The sequence below is a fragment of the Streptomyces sp. WP-1 genome, from assembly GCF_030450125.1.
GTDB lineage: Bacteria > Actinomycetota > Actinomycetes > Streptomycetales > Streptomycetaceae > Streptomyces > Streptomyces incarnatus.
Window position 1 is genome coordinate 7,519,179 of sequence record NZ_CP123923.1, and the last position, 16,550, is coordinate 7,535,728.

The 16,550-nt window shown below is 72.6% G+C and carries 14 protein-coding genes and 1 pseudogene; 11 read left to right on the top strand and 4 right to left on the bottom strand.

Translation table 11 applies throughout. The features are described from left to right. Positions 1–115 precede the first annotated feature (115 nt). A complete protein-coding gene (locus QHG49_RS33490; RefSeq protein ID WP_301492565.1) occupies positions 116–1,492 on the top strand; it encodes a carotenoid oxygenase family protein in 1,377 nt (458 codons plus the stop codon). Positions 1,493–2,052: 560 nt separating this feature from the next. Here QHG49_RS33490 and QHG49_RS33495 read toward each other — a convergent pair. After that, complete coding sequence (locus QHG49_RS33495; RefSeq protein WP_145487671.1) at positions 2,053–2,625, bottom strand: EF-hand domain-containing protein; 573 nt, start codon at positions 2,623–2,625, stop codon at positions 2,053–2,055. A gap of 559 nt (positions 2,626–3,184) precedes the next feature. Here QHG49_RS33495 and QHG49_RS33500 point away from each other — a divergent pair. The 7 genes and pseudogenes from QHG49_RS33500 (at position 3,185) to QHG49_RS33530 (ending at position 11,741) form a co-directional block, all read left to right on the top strand. Continuing rightward, on the top strand, positions 3,185–4,447 hold the full coding sequence (locus QHG49_RS33500; RefSeq protein ID WP_301492567.1) for a phenylacetate--CoA ligase family protein: 1,263 nt from the start codon (positions 3,185–3,187) through the stop codon (positions 4,445–4,447). Beyond that, complete coding sequence (locus QHG49_RS33505) at positions 4,444–5,796, top strand: MFS transporter (RefSeq protein ID WP_301492568.1); 1,353 nt, start codon at positions 4,444–4,446, stop codon at positions 5,794–5,796. The genes QHG49_RS33500 and QHG49_RS33505 overlap by 4 nt, the downstream gene beginning before the upstream one ends. Continuing rightward, the gene (locus QHG49_RS33510) at positions 5,793–6,932 is read left to right on the top strand and encodes a GNAT family N-acetyltransferase (RefSeq protein WP_301492569.1); all 1,140 of its coding nucleotides are present in this window, start codon (positions 5,793–5,795) and stop codon (positions 6,930–6,932) included. Before QHG49_RS33505 ends, QHG49_RS33510 begins: the two co-directional genes overlap by 4 nt. Further along, positions 6,929–8,095 (top strand): acyl-protein synthase, encoded by a 1,167-nt coding sequence (locus QHG49_RS33515; protein ID WP_159707640.1) that lies wholly within the window; start codon positions 6,929–6,931, stop codon positions 8,093–8,095. The genes QHG49_RS33510 and QHG49_RS33515 overlap by 4 nt, the downstream gene beginning before the upstream one ends. Next, complete coding sequence (locus QHG49_RS33520; protein ID WP_301492570.1) at positions 8,092–10,608, top strand: acyl-CoA reductase; 2,517 nt, start codon at positions 8,092–8,094, stop codon at positions 10,606–10,608. Before QHG49_RS33515 ends, QHG49_RS33520 begins: the two co-directional genes overlap by 4 nt. Positions 10,609–10,708: 100 nt before the next feature. Beyond that, positions 10,709–10,804: pseudogene (locus QHG49_RS33525) on the top strand. Between the two features lie 241 nt (positions 10,805–11,045). Beyond that, positions 11,046–11,741, top strand: a complete 696-nt coding sequence (locus QHG49_RS33530) for a lysophospholipid acyltransferase family protein (RefSeq protein ID WP_370530550.1) — start codon at positions 11,046–11,048, stop codon at positions 11,739–11,741. Between the two features lie 54 nt (positions 11,742–11,795). Here the strand turns inward: QHG49_RS33530 and QHG49_RS33535 are convergent, their stop codons facing one another. Next, positions 11,796–12,410, bottom strand: a complete 615-nt coding sequence (locus QHG49_RS33535; protein WP_370530551.1) for a DUF5990 family protein — start codon at positions 12,408–12,410, stop codon at positions 11,796–11,798. A gap of 520 nt (positions 12,411–12,930) precedes the next feature. Between QHG49_RS33535 and QHG49_RS33545 the strand changes: the two genes are divergently transcribed. Further along, entirely contained in the window at positions 12,931–13,332 is a 402-nt protein-coding gene (locus QHG49_RS33545) for a helix-turn-helix domain-containing protein (RefSeq protein ID WP_244320280.1), read from the top strand. A 53-nt stretch (positions 13,333–13,385) separates the two neighbouring features. Here QHG49_RS33545 and QHG49_RS33550 read toward each other — a convergent pair whose 3' ends face one another. Next, positions 13,386–13,922 (bottom strand): hypothetical protein, encoded by a 537-nt coding sequence (locus QHG49_RS33550; RefSeq protein ID WP_301492571.1) that lies wholly within the window; start codon positions 13,920–13,922, stop codon positions 13,386–13,388. Positions 13,923–14,165: 243 nt separating this feature from the next. Here QHG49_RS33550 and QHG49_RS33555 point away from each other — a divergent pair, with 243 nt between their 5' ends. Continuing rightward, positions 14,166–14,465 carry a hypothetical protein gene (locus QHG49_RS33555; RefSeq protein WP_301492572.1) on the top strand — a complete coding sequence of 100 codons (300 nt, stop codon included), beginning with the start codon at positions 14,166–14,168 and terminating at the stop codon, positions 14,463–14,465. A gap of 98 nt (positions 14,466–14,563) precedes the next feature. Then, positions 14,564–14,731, top strand: a complete 168-nt coding sequence (locus QHG49_RS33560) for a hypothetical protein (protein WP_167532341.1) — start codon at positions 14,564–14,566, stop codon at positions 14,729–14,731. 89 nt (positions 14,732–14,820) lie between these two features. Here QHG49_RS33560 and QHG49_RS33565 read toward each other — a convergent pair whose 3' ends face one another. Beyond that, on the bottom strand, positions 14,821–16,464 hold the full coding sequence (locus QHG49_RS33565) for a M4 family metallopeptidase (protein ID WP_301492573.1): 1,644 nt from the start codon (positions 16,462–16,464) through the stop codon (positions 14,821–14,823). Positions 16,465–16,550: the final 86 nt, after the last annotated feature.

The window sequence follows — 16,550 nt, forward strand, 5'->3', positions numbered from 1 at the left end:
GCCGCCCGCGCGGCTGCAACGGCCGCGCCCCCCGCCGCCGATCGACTCCCGATCCAGCGCCTCGGCCCGCCCCCTGAACCGGCCGCCACCAGTCAGCCCATCGAATGAGAAGGCCATGACGAGCGAACCCGAATCCACCGAGCCGACCCAGACCTACCTGGCAGGTCACTACACTCCGGTGACCGACGAGACCAAAGCCTTCGACCTCAAGGTCACCGGAACCCTGCCGCCCGAACTGACCGGCCGCTACCTGCGCAACGGCCCCAACCCCCGCCCCGGCGAGGACCCGGGGCACGTCTTCACCGGCAACGGCATGCTGCACGGGGTCCGGCTGCGCGACGGCCGCGCCGAGTGGTACCGCAATCGCTGGGTCCGCACCGCCAAGCTGGCCGGCGCACCCTCCATACGCCCCGACGGAACCCGCGACCTCGCCGCGGTCAACGCCAACACCCATGTCATCGCCCACGCCGACAAGCTCTTCGCCCTGGTCGAGAGCGGCCTGCCCTACGAGGTCACCGGCGAGCTGGACACCGTCGGCCCCTGCGACTTCGGCGGACGCCTGACCACCGCCATGACCGCCCACCCCAAGGAAGACCCCGTCACCGGTGAGCTCCTCTTCTTCGGCTACGGAGCCAGGCCCCCGTACCTGACCTACCACCGTCTCTCGGCGGCCGGCGAGTTGGTGGAGAGCCGGGAGATCGAGGTTCCGGCGGGCACGATGATGCACGACTTCGCCATCACCGAGAACTACGTCGTCTGGCTGGACCTGCCCGTCGTCTTCGACCCGGCCCTGCTGGCCCGCGGCGGAATGCCCATGCGCTGGTCCGACACCTACGGCGCGCGGCTGGGCCTGATGCGCCGTGACGCCGCGGGCGAGGTCAGGTGGTTCGACGTGGACCCCTGTTACATCTTCCACGTCGGCAACGCGCACGAGGACGCGGCCGGACGTGTCGTCCTGGAGGCGGTGCGCTACTCGCGCCAGGCGTTCGACAGCATGTGGCAGGCGATGGGTGGGACAGTCGAGCAGGTGCGGGACAGCCGCGACTGGGCCCTGGGCGCGAGCCAGGGCGGACATGTGCACCGCTGGCTGCTGGACCCGGCCACGGGCCGCGTGAGCGAGGAGGAACTCGACGACCGGGGCGTGGAGATGCCCACCATCAACGACGGCCGGACCGGACGCCACAGCCGCTACCTCTACACCATCAGCGAGAACGCGATCATGAAGTACGACACGGTCGCGGGCGTCGGCACGGCCTACGGTACCGGCGAAGGCACCGCCCCGGGCGAAGCGGTGTTCGTTCCCGCGTCCGACGCTTCGGACGAGGACGCCGGCTGGCTGCTGTCCATCGTGTCCCACGGCCCGACGGCCGCGTCGGAACTACTCGTCCTCGACGCCCACGACCTGACCCGGACGGCCACCGTGGAACTCCCGCGACGCGTCCCCTCCGGCTTCCACGGCAGTTGGATACCGGACACCCCGCATCGCCGGTGACCACGGAAGCCGTGTACTCCGCATCGCCGGTGACCGCGCAAGCCGTGGACTCCGCCCGGCCGGACCGGTGACGGACGACCGCTCACGGGGACCGATCCGAAGACGTCCACCGCCCCGGCCGATGAGCCGGGCGACTCCCGGGAAGAATGGGGCGCGGTCACTGGGCCAACCGGTGACCGCGCCGCCGCACGCGCGCACACCCGCGACGCCACCGCACGGGACGGACGCGGCGCGAAGCCGGCACCGTCGTCGTACCCTCCACCGAGCCGAGCCGAGCCGAGCCGGGCGGAGCCGAGCCGGGGGCGGTGCGGCGCCGACGGCCGGGCCGCGTACGGCCCGCGTCCCGGTGCCCCGAATCGCGGGCCCGGTCCGGCGACACTCCCTGCCCCTCCCGGCCCGTCTCACCCATCCACTCGTGCCCGTGGCGTGCCGGGGCGCCACCAGCGCGCCGATCACCGCGCACCAGCTCTACCTCATGAGCGGCGGGCGACCTGTACGGCCACGGTCGAAGGCGCCGCGAGAACCTGCAACCGGTGCCGTTGCCGGCGATGGGATCCGGTTCAGCCCGGCGCCTGCCCGCCCGAGGACGAGGGCGTGGCGGCGAACCTGCCGCAGAGCCAGTTGCCCGGTTCCGTGGGGTCGTCGCTCGTCCAGAACTGGCGCCACAGCAGCGCGAACTCCCCGCGGTCGAGATGGCCGTCGCCGTTCGCATCGAGCAGTTCGAAGACGCCCGTCAGGTCCACCGGCCGCCCGTTCCAGGTCTCCACGAGCTGCCGGTGCTCCTCCGGGCTGATGCGGTTGTCCCCGTCGGCGTCCACGGCGTCGAAGACCGTGTTCGCCGTGGCCGTGACCTCCGCCGCCATCGCGGGCAGCCTGTCCACCACCGTGAGCAGTTCGCGCAAATCGACCGTACCGCTTCCCCGGGCGCCCCCTGCCTCGCGCAGGGCCGACCACCACCCCATCAGCAAGGTCTCGACCCGCGCGCGCAGTTCCGTCCCCGGGCCCACCGCGGGCAGCCGGCTCCAGCGGGCGACCAGTGCCCTGAAGTCCTCCTCGCGCAGACAGCCGTCCCCGTCGGCGTCGAACGCGGCGAACATCCCCCTGAGCTTGCGCTCCTGAAACTCGCCGGCCATGAGCGGCCCCCTCCCTCGGCACCGAACCGAACCGCGGACCACCGGTCACTGTAGGCCGCGGACCAGGCACCACCCAATGGGCACTTGCGTGCGAGCGACTGGCCTCCCGCGGGCCCGATCCCGTCCGCCCCCCAACCGCCGCCCCACGGTGGCCGGTTCAAATATTCGCAAAGGGTACGTGCCGTACTCGGCGGTCCGCCGCCCCGGACCCCGGCGCCCCCTCCCCGCACGGAGCGCCGACCGCCTCGCCACTCACCAGCCTCCGCGCCACATGAAAAGGGTCCTTTTAGCGCACTCAACCATCCCTTATGGAAATGGGTGACGTGTGACCACCGTCTCCGCTCCGACGGGAACCTGGAGCGGTGTGAATTCGTTCGCGGCGGGCCAATCCCCTTGCCTGAAAGGCACGTTGATGCAAGTCCGTTCCGAATGGTGAGATACGATCAGTCGCACCGGTCGATGAAACGGTCCTCCGGCCCGACCTTCCGGGTGGACCAAATCCCCGTACCCCCGTCGTGCCCATGGATCGCCGACGAAACCTCTCTTCGAGCAGGAATTGATGCCCGTTCAATCATTGGCGGAGCTGGTACGCTTCGCGCGCCTCAACTCGCCGTTCTACCAACAGCTTTACTCGCATCTGCCCGACCAGGTCACGCGGCTCACGGACCTGCCGGTCGTGCCCCAGGCGGAATTCTGGCGGGCCAACTCACCCCGCGAGAACAGGCTGCTGACGGCCCCGCTTCAGGAAGCCGTCGTCTTTCGCAGCGGCGGAACCACGGGATCCCCGAAGTTCTCCTTCTACACACGCACGGAATGGCGGGAATTCACCTCCGCTTTTGGTGCCGGACTTGTCAACGCCGGTCTGCGGCCGGGTCATCGAGTGGCCGATCTGTTCTACGCCGGGGACCTGTACGCGAGTTTCAGCTTCATACTGGATTCACTGCACCGTTCCCCGGTGGCCAACGTCCGGCTACCGCTGGGCGGCGCGACGCCCTGGGAGTCCACCGCGGCCACCCTGGAGGAGTTCCGCGTCGAGGTGGTCGCCGGCACCCCGACCACCCTGTGCGCGCTCGCCGAACGCCTCACCGCGGCCGGCCGGACCCTGCCCGACGTCGAACTCCTCTTCTTCGGCGGGGAATGCCTCTTCGGCGACCAACTCCCGCTGCTCGGCAAGGCGTTCCCGAACGCCGAGGCCCGCTCGCTCGGCTACGCGAGCGTGGACGCGGGCCTCCTCGGCGAGGCCGTACCCGGCGGCGACCCGTGGGTGCACCGCGCGTTCGTCCCGCACACGGCCGTGGAGATCCTCGACGACGAGGCCGACGTACCCGTCGGGGGCACCGGTGTCCCGGGACGGCTGGTCGTCACCGATCTGCGCCGGCGACTGATGCCGGTGCTGCGCTATCCGGCCGGTGACCGCGCGGAGTGGGTGGACCGGGACGCGGGCGTCTTCCGCATCCTCGGCCGCGCCGAGGAGGGCGTACGGGTCGGCCCCGTCTCCCTCTACACCGAGGACGTCCACGACATCGTGCGCGGCGCCGACACGGCGGACGAGATCACCGGGCTCCAGCTCGTGATACGCCGCCGCGACGGCCGCGACGGACTCGTACTGCGCCTCGCCACCGGCGAACCCGCCGTGCGGCACGGCGCGTTGGGAGCCGCCGTCGCCGCGGCCGTTCTCGCTGAGCGGCCGGCCTACACCGGGGCGGCGGACGCCGGACACGTGAACCCGCTCACCGTCGAGTGGGCACGGCACCAGGATCTCGCCGTCAACTCCCGTTCCGGCAAGCTGGTCCGGGTCGTCGACGAACGGCCGCACTCATGAGCGCGGCCGAACCGCGCGCCCGGCGCCTGCCGTTGGTGCTGCGCAACCCCTCCTTCGGCCGGGTGTGGACCGCTCAGCTCCTCACCCAGGCCGCCGGCCGGATGTTCCAGGTGGGCGCGGTCTGGTGGCTCGTCGGCTTCGCCGGGGGCGAGCGGCGCGGCCTGGAGTCGGGCCTCTTCCTGATGGTGAGCACCCTCCCCGCGGTCGCGCTCGCCCCCGTGGTCGCCCGCGTCGTCGCGCGCCACGCGCACCGCACGGTGCTGGCCGTCGCCGCGGCCGTGGCGGGCGCCGTCGCGCTACCGGCGGCGCTCTGGGCGTACACCGGTGACCTGCCCATGGCCGCGGTGTACGCGGTGGGCCTGGCACTGGCCGCCTGCCAGGCGGTGTTCGACCCCTGTCTGACGACATCGGTGCCCGAACTGGTCGAGGACGCCGACATCGAGGCCGCCACCGGCTTCGAACTGTCCACCCAGTCCCTGGCCGGACTCGGTGGCGGCCTGCTCGGACCGCTCCTGGTCGACGCGGGCGGCCTCCCGGCGGTCGTGGCCGTCTGCGGCACCGCCTACCTGCTCGCCGCCCCACTGGTCGCCTCCGCCCGTTTCCGCCACGCGACCGACGCGACCGATGCGTCCGGCGCGTCCGACGTGCCGCAGGACGCGCCGGACGGCTCCACGGCCGCAGGAGCGGGACACGGCACACCACCCGCGCCCCGGACGCTGCGCCAGGTCCTGGCCGGACTCCCGTTCATCCGCCGCGTGCTGCTCTGCTTCGCCGCCGCGAACCTGTTCACCACCGCCGTCTACGTCGTCATGCCGCTGTACACCCGCGGGGTGCTGCACTCCACCGGCTCGACCGTCGCCACCCTGGAGGCCGCGCTCGGCGCGGGCACCCTCGTCGGCTCCTTCACCGGGGCGCGCGTACCCGGGCGGCCGGTCGCCGTCGGCAGCGCCTGCCTGGCCGTGATGGCCGTGGCGCTCGGGCTGCCGGGCCTGTGGGCCGGGCACGCGACGGCGATCGGCGCGCTGGCCGTCGCCGGGTGGTGCGTCGGCGTGATCGGCGTCCGGTTCGTGGCACTGTTCCAGCGGCTCGTACCCACCGCCGACAAGCCCGGCTTCTTCGCGGTCATGCAGGCCCTCCTCGGAGCCACCTTCCCGCTGTCCTCCCTCGTCTTCGGCGCGCTCGGCGACCACCTGGGCGCGCGTGCCCTCTGCCTCGTCCAGGGCGCCGGACTGGTCCCGGTCGCGCTCGCGCTGTGGTGGCTCGGCGGCCGCGCGCGGCCCGACGCACCACGCACCTCCCCGGCCAACGCGGCGACGGCGCACCTCACCCCGGCGGGAGAGACGTCATGACCGTCGTCCTCGCCCCGGCGGCGGTCCAGGACATCGCCGAGCTGCGGCAGTTGTACTTCGACGTGTACGGGCACGGCTACCCGGTGCCGCTCGGCAGCGACCCGGCCGTGATGCGCCGGATGATCACCGACGGCTCCGCGCACTGGCTCACCGCCCGTACGCCCCACGGAGACCTCGTCGGCTCCGCCGTCGTGCAGACGGACGCGGGCAGCCGCGTCGGCAAGCTCCTCGGGCTCGCCGTGCACCCCGGCCACCGCGGCGGCGGACTGGCCTCCCGGCTGACCGGCGCGGTGTGCGAGGCGGCCCTCGCCACCGGCGTGCCCGACTCGCTCTACGCCACCGTGCGCGTCGTCACCGAGGGCCCGCAGCACGTCGTCGTACGCAACGGCTTCCGGCCCCTGGGCCTGCTGCCCAACGCCGTCGAGGTCGACGGCTGCGAGAGCCTCGCGCTCTTCGCCCGCTACGCCGACGGCGTGCTGGAGCGGCGGGCTCCCGTGGACCGCGTACCCGAACGCCTGACGGGACTGCTGGCCGCCGCGTCCGCGGGCATCGGCATCGACTGCGCCGGCACGGCACGGACCGTCGCCCTCGAAAGCGTGCCGCGCCGGGCCGTGGGAGCCGAGCCGATCGAGCTGATCCCCGCGCCCGCCTTCGTACGGCGCCGCTTCCTCGAACGCTTCCCCCGCGCCGCCGACCGCTTCTTCCCCCTGCACACCCCCAACGCGCTGCTGGTCGCGGCCGACGGCGGCTTCGAGGCGTACGCCGACCTCGACCCGGTGGCGGGCAGCTGCGCGCTCGTGGCCGTCCACCCGCGCCCCGCGGCGCTGACCGGCGCCCTGGAGGCGCTGATGACCACGGTCACCCGGGCCGGCGCCGACTACGCCGAGACCCTGCTGCCGCTGGCCGACACCGAGGCCCTGGAGATCTTCCTGGCCTCCGGGTTCGTACCGAGCGCGGTCTACCCGGCGATGCGGCGCGTCGGCGACCGGCTGCACGACTACGTGGTGCTCTCCCGCACCAGCCGGCAGATCGACTTCCGTACGACGGCCGTGAGCCCGCTGCTCCAGCCCTACCTCGGCGCCTACCTGAGCGCCTGGGCCTCCACCTATCTGCCCCTTCACGAGGTGTCCCGATGAACCCCCATCTCGCTCCCGTCGAGGTCCCCGACCCGGCGGCGCTCGGCCAGGTGCAGCGCCTGTGCGACCTGGCGGACCCGTACGCGACCGGCGCCGACACCGACAGGCTGTTCGCCGCCGCCATGGCCGAGACCAACGCCTGGCACGCCGAACGGTCCCCGTTCTTCGCCGCCCTGCTCCAGGACCAGCCCGAGATCCCGGCGCCCACCGTCGGCGACGGCGTACGCACACCGCTGGTGCCGGCCGCGTTCTTCAAGCGCCACGAGGTGCTCTCCGTCCCCCGCGACGAGGTGTTCCTGCACCTGACGTCCTCGGGCACCACCGGCCAGAAGTCCCAGATGTTCTTCGACCGGTGGACGATCCGCTCGGCCCAGCGCATGGTGGCCCGGATCTTCGACCACTACGGCTGGATCACCCCCGACCGGCCGGTCAACTACCTGCTCTACAGCTACGAACCCGCGCCCTCGCTGAAGCTGGGCACGTCGTTCACCGACAACTACCTGTGCGACTTCGCCCCGGCCCGGCACACCACGCACGCGCTGCGCCACACCGGCTCCGGCCACGAGTTCGACGTACACGGCTGCATCGCGGCCCTCCAGCGCTACGCCGACGAGGACGCGCCCGTGCGCATCCTCGGCTTCCCGGCGTTCCTGTACTTCACCCTGGAGCGGATGAGGTCGACGGGCATGGCCCCGCTGCGGCTGCCCGAAGGGTCGCTGGTGGTGCTCGGCGGCGGCTGGAAGGGCCACGCCGACCGGCAGATCGGCAAGGACGAGTTCCGCGCCGCGGTCACCGAACGCCTCGGCATCCCGGCCGAGTCCGTCCGCGACACCTTCGGCTCCGTCGAGCACTGCGTGCCGTACGTCGAGTGCGCCCACCACCGGCTGCACGTCCCCGTGTGGTCGCGCGCCGCGGTCCGCGACCCGGGGACGCTGCGCCCGCTGGCGTACGGCGAGCCCGGCTTCCTGCACCTGGTCAGCCCGTACATCACGTCCGTACCGGCGCAGAGCGTCGTCATGGGCGACCTCGCCTCGCTGCACCCGGGCGAGGAGTGCCCCTGCCCGCTGTCCACCGACTGGTTCACCGTGCTCGGCCGCGCCGGGGTGAGCCGCAACCGCAGCTGCGCGGTCGCCGCCGCCGAAATGATGAAGGGAATGTCGTGACCGCTTCCGCACCCGTACTCCACCTCTGGCAGGGCGAGTTCGTCGACGACGCCGAGGCGGAACGGCGGATGGCCGCTCTGCCGGAGGCGGCCGCCCGCGTCCTGGAACGCCCGCTGCCCACCGACGTCGTGCTCGGCGCCTGCGCGGCCGTCGGCGCGGACCTGGCGGACCCCCGCTCCGCCCTCCACACCCGGCTGGCGGCCCACCTCCCCGCCGCGGAGGCCGGATCCACCCTGGCCGAGCTGGCGGGCGCGCTCACCCGGCAGGCACTGGAACGCAAGCTGCGCCGGGAACTGGGCGGCCTGCGCCCGGAGCGGCTGACCCGGCCGGACGGCCGCGAGACGGTGTTCGAGTCCTGGGCGCCGGTGGGGCTCCTGGTGCACATCGCGCCCGGCAACGCGGCCGCGGTCGCCCCGCTGAGCGTCGTCGAGGGCCTGCTCGCGGGGAACGTCAACGTCCTGAAGACGAGCGGCTCCGACACGGCGCTCGCCCTCGACCTGCTCGCCGCGCTCGCGGCGGCCGACCCGAGCGGACTGATCGCCGAGCGGGTGATCGCCCTGCGCTTCCCCTCCTCGCGCCGCGACTGGCTGGAAACCCTGTGCGGGCAGGCCGACGCCATCGCGGTCTGGGGCGGCGAGGAGGCGGAGGGCGCGGCGCGTGAACTGGCGCCGCCCGGCTGCCGCGTCGTCGCATGGGGGCACCGGATCTCCTTCGCCTACCTGACCCGGGAGGCGGCGGCCGAGGACGGCCTGCTGGACGCGCTGGCCGAGGACGTCTGCCGGTTCGAGCAGCAGGCATGCTCCAGCCCGCAGGTCGTCTACCTCGACACCGAGGACACCGAGGAGGTCTTCGCGTTCGCCGGCCGGTTCGCCGAACGGCTCGCGAAGGTCTCCGCCGCCCGCCCCGCGCCCCGGCCCGGCCCGGCCGAGCGGGCGGAGATCACCACCGTGCAGCAACTCGCCCGGCTCGAACAGCACTTGGGCCTCACCAAGGTGTTCACCGCTGAGGACGGATCCTGGCGGGTGCTGGCGGACACCCGCTGCGCGCTCGCGGCCTCCCCGCTGCACCGCAGCGTCTGGGTCAAGCCGCTGCCCCGGCACCGGGCCACCGGGACGCTGCGGCCCATGCGCCGCTACCTCCAGACCGCGGCGGTCGGCGGCGGCCGGGCGGACGTGGCCGCGCTGTCGCGCGCCCTGTTCGCCGCGGGCGTCACCCGGATCACCCCGGTCGGTTCCATGCTGGACGGCTACGAGGGCGAGCCGCACGACGGCGTCTACGCGCTCCAGCGCTACAGCCGCCGGGTCAGCGTGCGGGCGGCGGACGCGGAGTTCGGGCCGGTGGCCTGCCTGGACGACCTGGTGTCCGCCCCGGTCCTGCCCCCGGTCCCGGACGCGCCGCTGCTCGGCAAGGAGGGCGTGCAGCGCGCGCTGGCCGCACTGGACGCGCGCCACGCGCACCTGTACTTCCGCAGCGGCGGTTCCACGGGCGCGCCCGCGCTGTCGGTGTTCACCGTCGACGACTACGACAACCAGATGCGGGCCGCCGCCGACGGGCTGCTCGCCGCCGGCTTCGATCCGGCCCGGGACCGCGCGGCCAACCTGTTCTACTGCGGCGGGATGTACGGGAGTTTCATCAGCTTCTTCTCCATCCTGGAGCGGCTGAACGCCACCCAGCTGCCGATGGCCGCCGGACCCGACCACGCCGCGGTCGCCGAGGCACTGGTCGCCCACCGGGCGGACACCGTGTTCGGCATGCCGTCCTACCTGTGGCAGCTGTTCCACGCCGAGGCCGGCCGGCTGCGCGCGTACGGCGGCATCCGGACGGTGTTCTACGGCGGCGAGCACTTCACCGGCGAGCAACGCCGCGTCCTCATGGAGGAGTTCGGCGTCCAGGTGATCCGGTCCGCCGCGTACGGCAGCACCGACCTCGGGCCGCTGGGGTACCAGTGCGCCTCCTCCGACGGCTCGGTCCACCACGTGCTGACCGACCTGCACACCCTGGAGATCCTGGACCCGGGGGCCGACCGGCCGGTGGCGCCCGGCGAGCCCGGCCGGCTGGTGTTCACCTCCCGGGCACGCGCGGGCCAGCGGCTGGAGCGCTACGAGATCGGTGACCTGGGGCGCGCCGTCGAGGGCCCCTGCGCCTGCGGCAGCCACGTACCCCGGCTGGAGCTGCTCGGCCGCTACGGCGACGTCGTGCGCGTCGGCACGTACTTCGTCAACTACCGGCGGATCGTCGCCGCGGCGCAGGAGCGGCTCGCCTACCACGGCGAGGTGCAGCTCGTGGTCCGTTCCGGCGCCGGCCGGGAGGAGCTGACGATCCGCCTGGACGAGCAGTACGCCGACGACCCCGGGGCGGCGCACCGGGCTCTGGCGGCGGAGGTGGCGGAGCTGGCCGCCGCCGAGGCGGAGGGCCTGCTGGCCCTCACCGTGGAGACGGTGCCGAGGGACGCGTTCGAGCGCACCGCGACCAGCGGGAAGCTGCGTACGGTCATCGACCTGCGCGCGGCGTAGCCGACGGCAGGGACGGCACGCCCGCGTCAGCGGCGGGTCAGCGGTCCCTGCCAGTCTTCTTCCTGTGAACGGCACCGGGAACCACCGGGGCCGGGAACAGGGAGAGGTGCCCGGAGTGGTTGATCGGGGACCGACGAGTTCGTCTCAAGGTCGGATCCTTATGGGGTCCACGCAGGTTCGAATCCTGCCCTCTCCGCCTCCAGGCCCGTGCACGGGCGGGACACACGACGGCACGGCCACGTGGTCCCGTCGGCGCCGTCATAGACGGTCCGCAGGCCTCCCCGAGCCGCTGCACGCCCGCCAGCTGGCGCCCGCCTGCGGCTCCGGAGACTCCGACGAACACCAGCCTGCGGCCCGCTACCGGCCTGCCGTCCCGTCCGGACGCACACGAGAGATGAGTACGGACACTCAGGCGCGCCACCGCTCCATCGGCGACGATGAGGTTCATCCCGAGCGAACCGGAGAACCTGATGCTCAGCCGCCTCGCCGATCACCTGATACCCGCCGTCGGACGGCTGACGATCACCGCCGACGAAGACGCCGAACTCCCCCCGGCCGGGATCATCGCGGCCAACCACACCTCACTCGCGGACCCGGCGATCGTCCTGGCCGCACTGCACCGCCTCGGCGCCCGGCCCGTCATCATGGCGACCGCCGGTCTGTGGCGGGTGCCTCTGCTCGGCCGCGCCCTCGCCCGCGAAGGCCACATCCCTGTCCACCGCGGCGACCCCCGCGCGCCCCAGGCGATCGACCTCGCCCAGGAGGCGCTGGAGCAGGGACGGCACATCCTCATCTACGCCGAGGGCGGCCTGCCCGACCGCAAGGACGCGACCGAAGCCGCGCCGGGCACCTTCCGCCGCGGACTCGCCCGGCTCGCGCACCGCACCGGCGCGCCCGTGATCCCGGTCGGCCAATCCGGTGCCCGCCGCGTCACCTCCGGTTCGGCCGTGAAGCAGCTCGCGGGCCTGGCGACCGCTCCGCTGCGCCGCCCCCGCCTGCACCTCCACGTCGGACCGCCACTGCGGCTCGACGGAGACGGACCGGCGGCCACCGCGCAGGCCCACCTCGCCGTCACCGCCGCCTGGAAGACCGCGGCCACACGGCTGGGCGAGCCCGCGGCACTGGCGGCCTGAAGCCGCACAGCCGTACAGCCGTACGCCGGAACGCGGCGACGCTCGGCCACAGGCTCACGCGTCCGACGGCTCGCCGGCGCTCCAGACGATCGCCGGGGGCAGCACCCGCCCGCACAGCGGAAGACCCTGGGCGTCGGTGAGGGCGAGCCGGGCCACCAGTACGCCGCTCAGCCGCGCCTCGGCGAGCACCTGCGGCGCGACGTCGGCGAGCATCAGCTTGGCGCGCCGGAACATCCGCGAGACCTCCTCGCCGGGCCGCCTGCCGAGCCAGGAGAGGTAGACGAAGCGTCCGCCGAGCCGGTTCTGCACGTACGGACCGTGCAGCGCGCCGTCGACGGTGAACGCGCAGGGGAGCGTCCAGGTCGCCGTCGGCGCGTCGCCGGGCTGCGGTTCGAGCAGCTCGTCGGGCCGGTCCTTGCGCTGGACCGCGACCTCGACCTCGCTGACCTTTGGGAAGCCGGGGCCGGGGCCGCAGTTCCGGCCCGGCAGGGTGTGACTTTCGACGCGCAGATGCATGCCACCAGTGTGGACGCTGTGGGCGAGGGACAGCGCCTCGCCGGGCTCCGGCGCCGGTCCGGGGTGGCGATCCGGATCGACGAGTACGCCGACCACCACGCCGGTGACGTCATCGCCCCCTGGTCCGGTCCGCCGCTCCGTACCGTCGGGCACTCCCAGAAGGTGTACCGCCTGCGGGCGAACCGCGTGCCCGCCCATGTGCCGGCATCGATGGTCACGTCCTCTTCGGCATCGGCCGCGAACTCCCGGCACCACCTCATCAGCCGCTCCCGGTCACCCTCGCCGACGAGCCGGTACAGACGCAGCCGCACCCGCACCACCGCCCCCACCCCGGCGCGCCGCTGCCACGCCTCCGCGAAGGCGGCCGCGGTGTCGCGGTCCGCGGACCTCACCTGCCCGCTCTACCCACCCGAAGATGGGGGCGTGTGTCCTGGTCGTCGGGGTTTGTGCGCCGTCCGTTCCTGCTTGCTGCTCTCGGAGTCGAGGGAGTCATCGAGGTCATGGGTGTGCTGCCAGTCATCCGTCCGCATGCTTCACCTTCTCCGGCGCCCCGCGAGAGGGCAGGACCTCTGATCCTTCGGGCTCGTCCCCTGCGCGTCTCTGTTTTCGGCTCCGAGTTATTCTCGCAGTCATGTCACCTCGGGAATGCTCCATAACGGACACACTGAGCCTCGTGGGGGAGCGCTGGGCTCTTCTTGTCGTGCGTGAACTCAGTCATGGCGTGCGGCGTTTCGGGGGGATCGCGGCGAACACGGGGGCGCCCCGGGACATTCTCACCACACGTTTGCGCAAGCTGGAGGCCACGGGGATCGTGCGCCGTGAGCTGTACAGCGCGCATCCTCCGCGTTACGAGTACCACCTGACCGAGGCGGGCGCGGAACTCAACGACGTACTGCTGACGCTGATGGCGTGGGGCGACCGGCATCTGAACGCCGAGGACCCGCCGATGCGCTTCCAGCACGCCTGCGGGCACCGCTTCGAGGCGGCGGTGGTGTGCGCGCACTGTGGCGGCCCGGCTCGTGAGCAGCTCCATTCGCCTTCCGGCCGCGGTGTCATCACGGAAGCGACCGGATAGACCAGGCGGACGGAACGAGGCCCGCGAACGTCACCGGTGCCGGTTCACCGCGCTCACGCCGCGTGGGCCGGGCGCCCCTGGAGGTGGTCGCGGGTGACCTTGGTGATCTCGTGCCAGAACGGGACCGCGGTCAGATAGAGACCCAGCGCGCTGAGAATGCCCAGGGACACGTCCACGCTGATGCGGCCCTGTCTGGCCCAGTACACGTCCTTGAGGTCGAGCAGCAGGGCGAACTCGTCGGCGATCAAAGCCGTACCCGCACCGTACAGGGCGCCGATCCCGGGGTGGCCGACATAGGTCTCGTCGCCACGGACCGCCACCAGCCCGACGCCCGCGAGCGTGGCGATGCCGAAGTTGTAGTGGTGCAGATGCGTCTTGCCGGCGGAGATGTTGCCCCAGGGCAGCCAGCCGCCCCGGATGCCGTGAGTGATCAGCCGTGCCGCGCCGAAGGTGCAGCCGAAGCCGAGCCAGGCAGCCATGAGCGAGCGCTGGGCGGGCACGGTGTGATCGTTCAGCGCCCGGCGCCAGCGTTCCCGCAGAGGAGGGCGCCGGAAGCCGCCCGAGGGCCGGGACGCCGGGGTCGGGGACATTCGCACTCCTGATCGTGGCCTGAGTGACCGGGAGGTCGCGCGCGCCCGGACACCGTCAGACCTACCACCGGGAGGGCGCGCTGATGCCGGTGTGTCGCCCGGATGGCACGCGGCAGGACCGTCAGCGGCGGAGCCGCCCCAGGGCCCGCCGTCCCCGTCACGTCGCGCCGGAGCGGGGCTTGCCGGTGTGCGAAGTGCTGGTCGGCCCTGATGTTCGTCAGACATCGGGGTACCCGGCTCGGTATGGCACCGAAGATCGAACGTATCGAATTCCTGCGGGCCGCGCGGCAGTTGCACCGCGTCCGTTCCTTCTACGCCGCGGGTGTCCTGCTGTGGGCGGGGACCACGGCCTGGTCCGGCTGGCAGGCGCCCGGGAGCCGGCAGATGTGGGTGTCCGTCCTGCTCCTGGCCGTCTTCACCGCTCTCCTCGTCACCGCGGGCCTGTCCCTGCGCCGCCTCGCCGTTCCCGCGACGGGCCGGCCCGCACATCACGCCGCCCCGCACAAGGCGGCGAACTCCCGCCAGGCCCACGCCCACGCCTGAGACCCGCCACCGCGGTGTGGCTTTCGGAGGGGCCGCGCAGGTCTGTGAGGGCGCCGGCCGGGCATACGGGTTTCACTTCCTACCGAGAGGGGCTCGTCATGCTCGGCATCGTCGCGGCAGTGCTGTTCTTCGTGTCGTTCCTCATCAACGCGGCCGACATCAGCACCAATCACGTGTTCTCGTCCGGCAACATCATGCTCCTGGGACTGACCGCACTGGCCCTGCACGTCGCGGGAATCGGCAGCGGCTGGTACCGCAGAAGCTGACGGGCCGCCGCGAATCCCACGGCAGACGCGGGTGGCACCCGGACCACAGGTCCGGGTGCCACGTGTCGTGCGAGCGGGAGCGGGGCGGCTCAGTGCACGTCGACCCCGGTCCAGGCCGCCTCGACCGCCTTGTACTCGGCGCTGTCGGCGCCGTACAGGTCGGTCGCCGCGGACAGCGTGCCCTTGCGGGCGTCGGCGTAGTCGGTCGTCGACGTGAAGTAGGTCGTCAGCGCCTTGTACCAGATCTGGAGGGCCTTGTCCCGGCCGATGCCGGTGACCGTCGAGCCGTCCTTGGTCGGCGAGTCGTAGTCGACCCCGTTGACGGTCTTCGCGCCGCTGCCCTCGGACAGCAGGTAGAAGAAGTGGTTGGCGACACCGGACGAGTAGTGGACGTCCTCGTCGCCGACGGACGAGGACCAGTAGTCGGCGGAACCGCCGTCCTTGCTGGGCTTGTCCATGTAGCGCAGCGGGGTGCCGTCGCCGTTGATGTCGATCTTCTCGCCGATGAGGTAGTCACCGGGGTCCGAGCTGTTGTTCGCGTAGAACTCCACGCCGGTGCCGAAGATGTCGGAGGTCGCCTCGTTCAGACCGCCCGACTCGCCCGAGTATTCGAGGCCGGCGGTGTTGGAGGTGACACCGTGGCTCATCTCGTGGCCGGCCACGTCCAGCGCGGTCAGCGGGTCGCTGTCGTTCGTGCCGTCGCCGTAGGTCATGCAGAAGCAGCTGTCGTCCCAGAACGCGTTCACGTACGAGTTGCCGTAGTGGACCCGGGAGTAGGCGCCGACCCCGTCGTTCTTGATGCCGCTGCGCCCGAAGGTGTTCTTGTAGAAGTCCCACGTCTCCTGCGCGCCGTAGGCGGCGTCGGCCGCGGCGGTCGCGGCGTTCGACGTCGTCCCGTCGCCCCAGGTGTCGTTGTCCTGGGAGAACAGCGCGCCGGTGCCGTCCTGCTGGTGGTCCAGGTCGTACGTCTTGTGGCCGCCGCGGGAGTCGTCGGTGAGGGTGTAGGACGAGCCCGACTGCGCCGTGGACAGGTCGACCTTGCCGCTGTACCGGGTGTTGCCGACGCCGGTCTCGATGCCCTGGTACTGGAAGAGCTTCTTGCCGGTGGCGGCGTCGGTGACCACGTGCAGCTGGTTCGGCGTGCCGTCGTCCTGGAAGCCGCCGATCACGGTCTCGTAGGCGAGGACGGGCTTGCCGCCCGCCGCCCAGACGACCTTGCGCGGAGCCCGCTCGACGGCGGGCTTCGCCGAACGGTCCTTCTTCGCCAGGCTCAGGGCCTGCTTCCGCGCCGTGGCCGCGGCGATCCCCGGGGTGAGCGAGGCGAGCTTCAGCGTGGCCTTCGACGCTCTGGTCACGCCCTCCGTCCTGCCGGACCCGGAGGTGTGCACGATCAGGTCGCCGCCGAGCACCGGGAGGCCGGCGTAGGTGCGCTCGTACCGGGTGTGGACGGTGCCGTTGCCGTCCTTGACGACGTCCTTGACGACCAGCTTCTCCTGGCTGCCCAGGCCGAGGGCCTTGGCGGTCTGGGCGAGCCCGGCCTGCGCGTCGCGGAGGAGACCGGTGCGGGCGGTGGCCGACAGGGCGACGGGCGCACCGGCCGGGCGCGCGGTGGCGGCGGTGGGCCGGGCGGCGGCCGAGGCGGTGAGCGAGGTGCTCAGCAGGGCCGCCGCGGCGGCGACGGCGGTGGCCGCGGCGAGGGTCGTACGCCGGCTGCGTATGGTGCCGTGGGTCATGCAGGCTTCTCTTTCCGTGGGGGGATTTCCCGGTCGGTGTGGGGCCGGCCGGTGTGAGCTACCTGAAGAGCGCACCCCGAAATGGC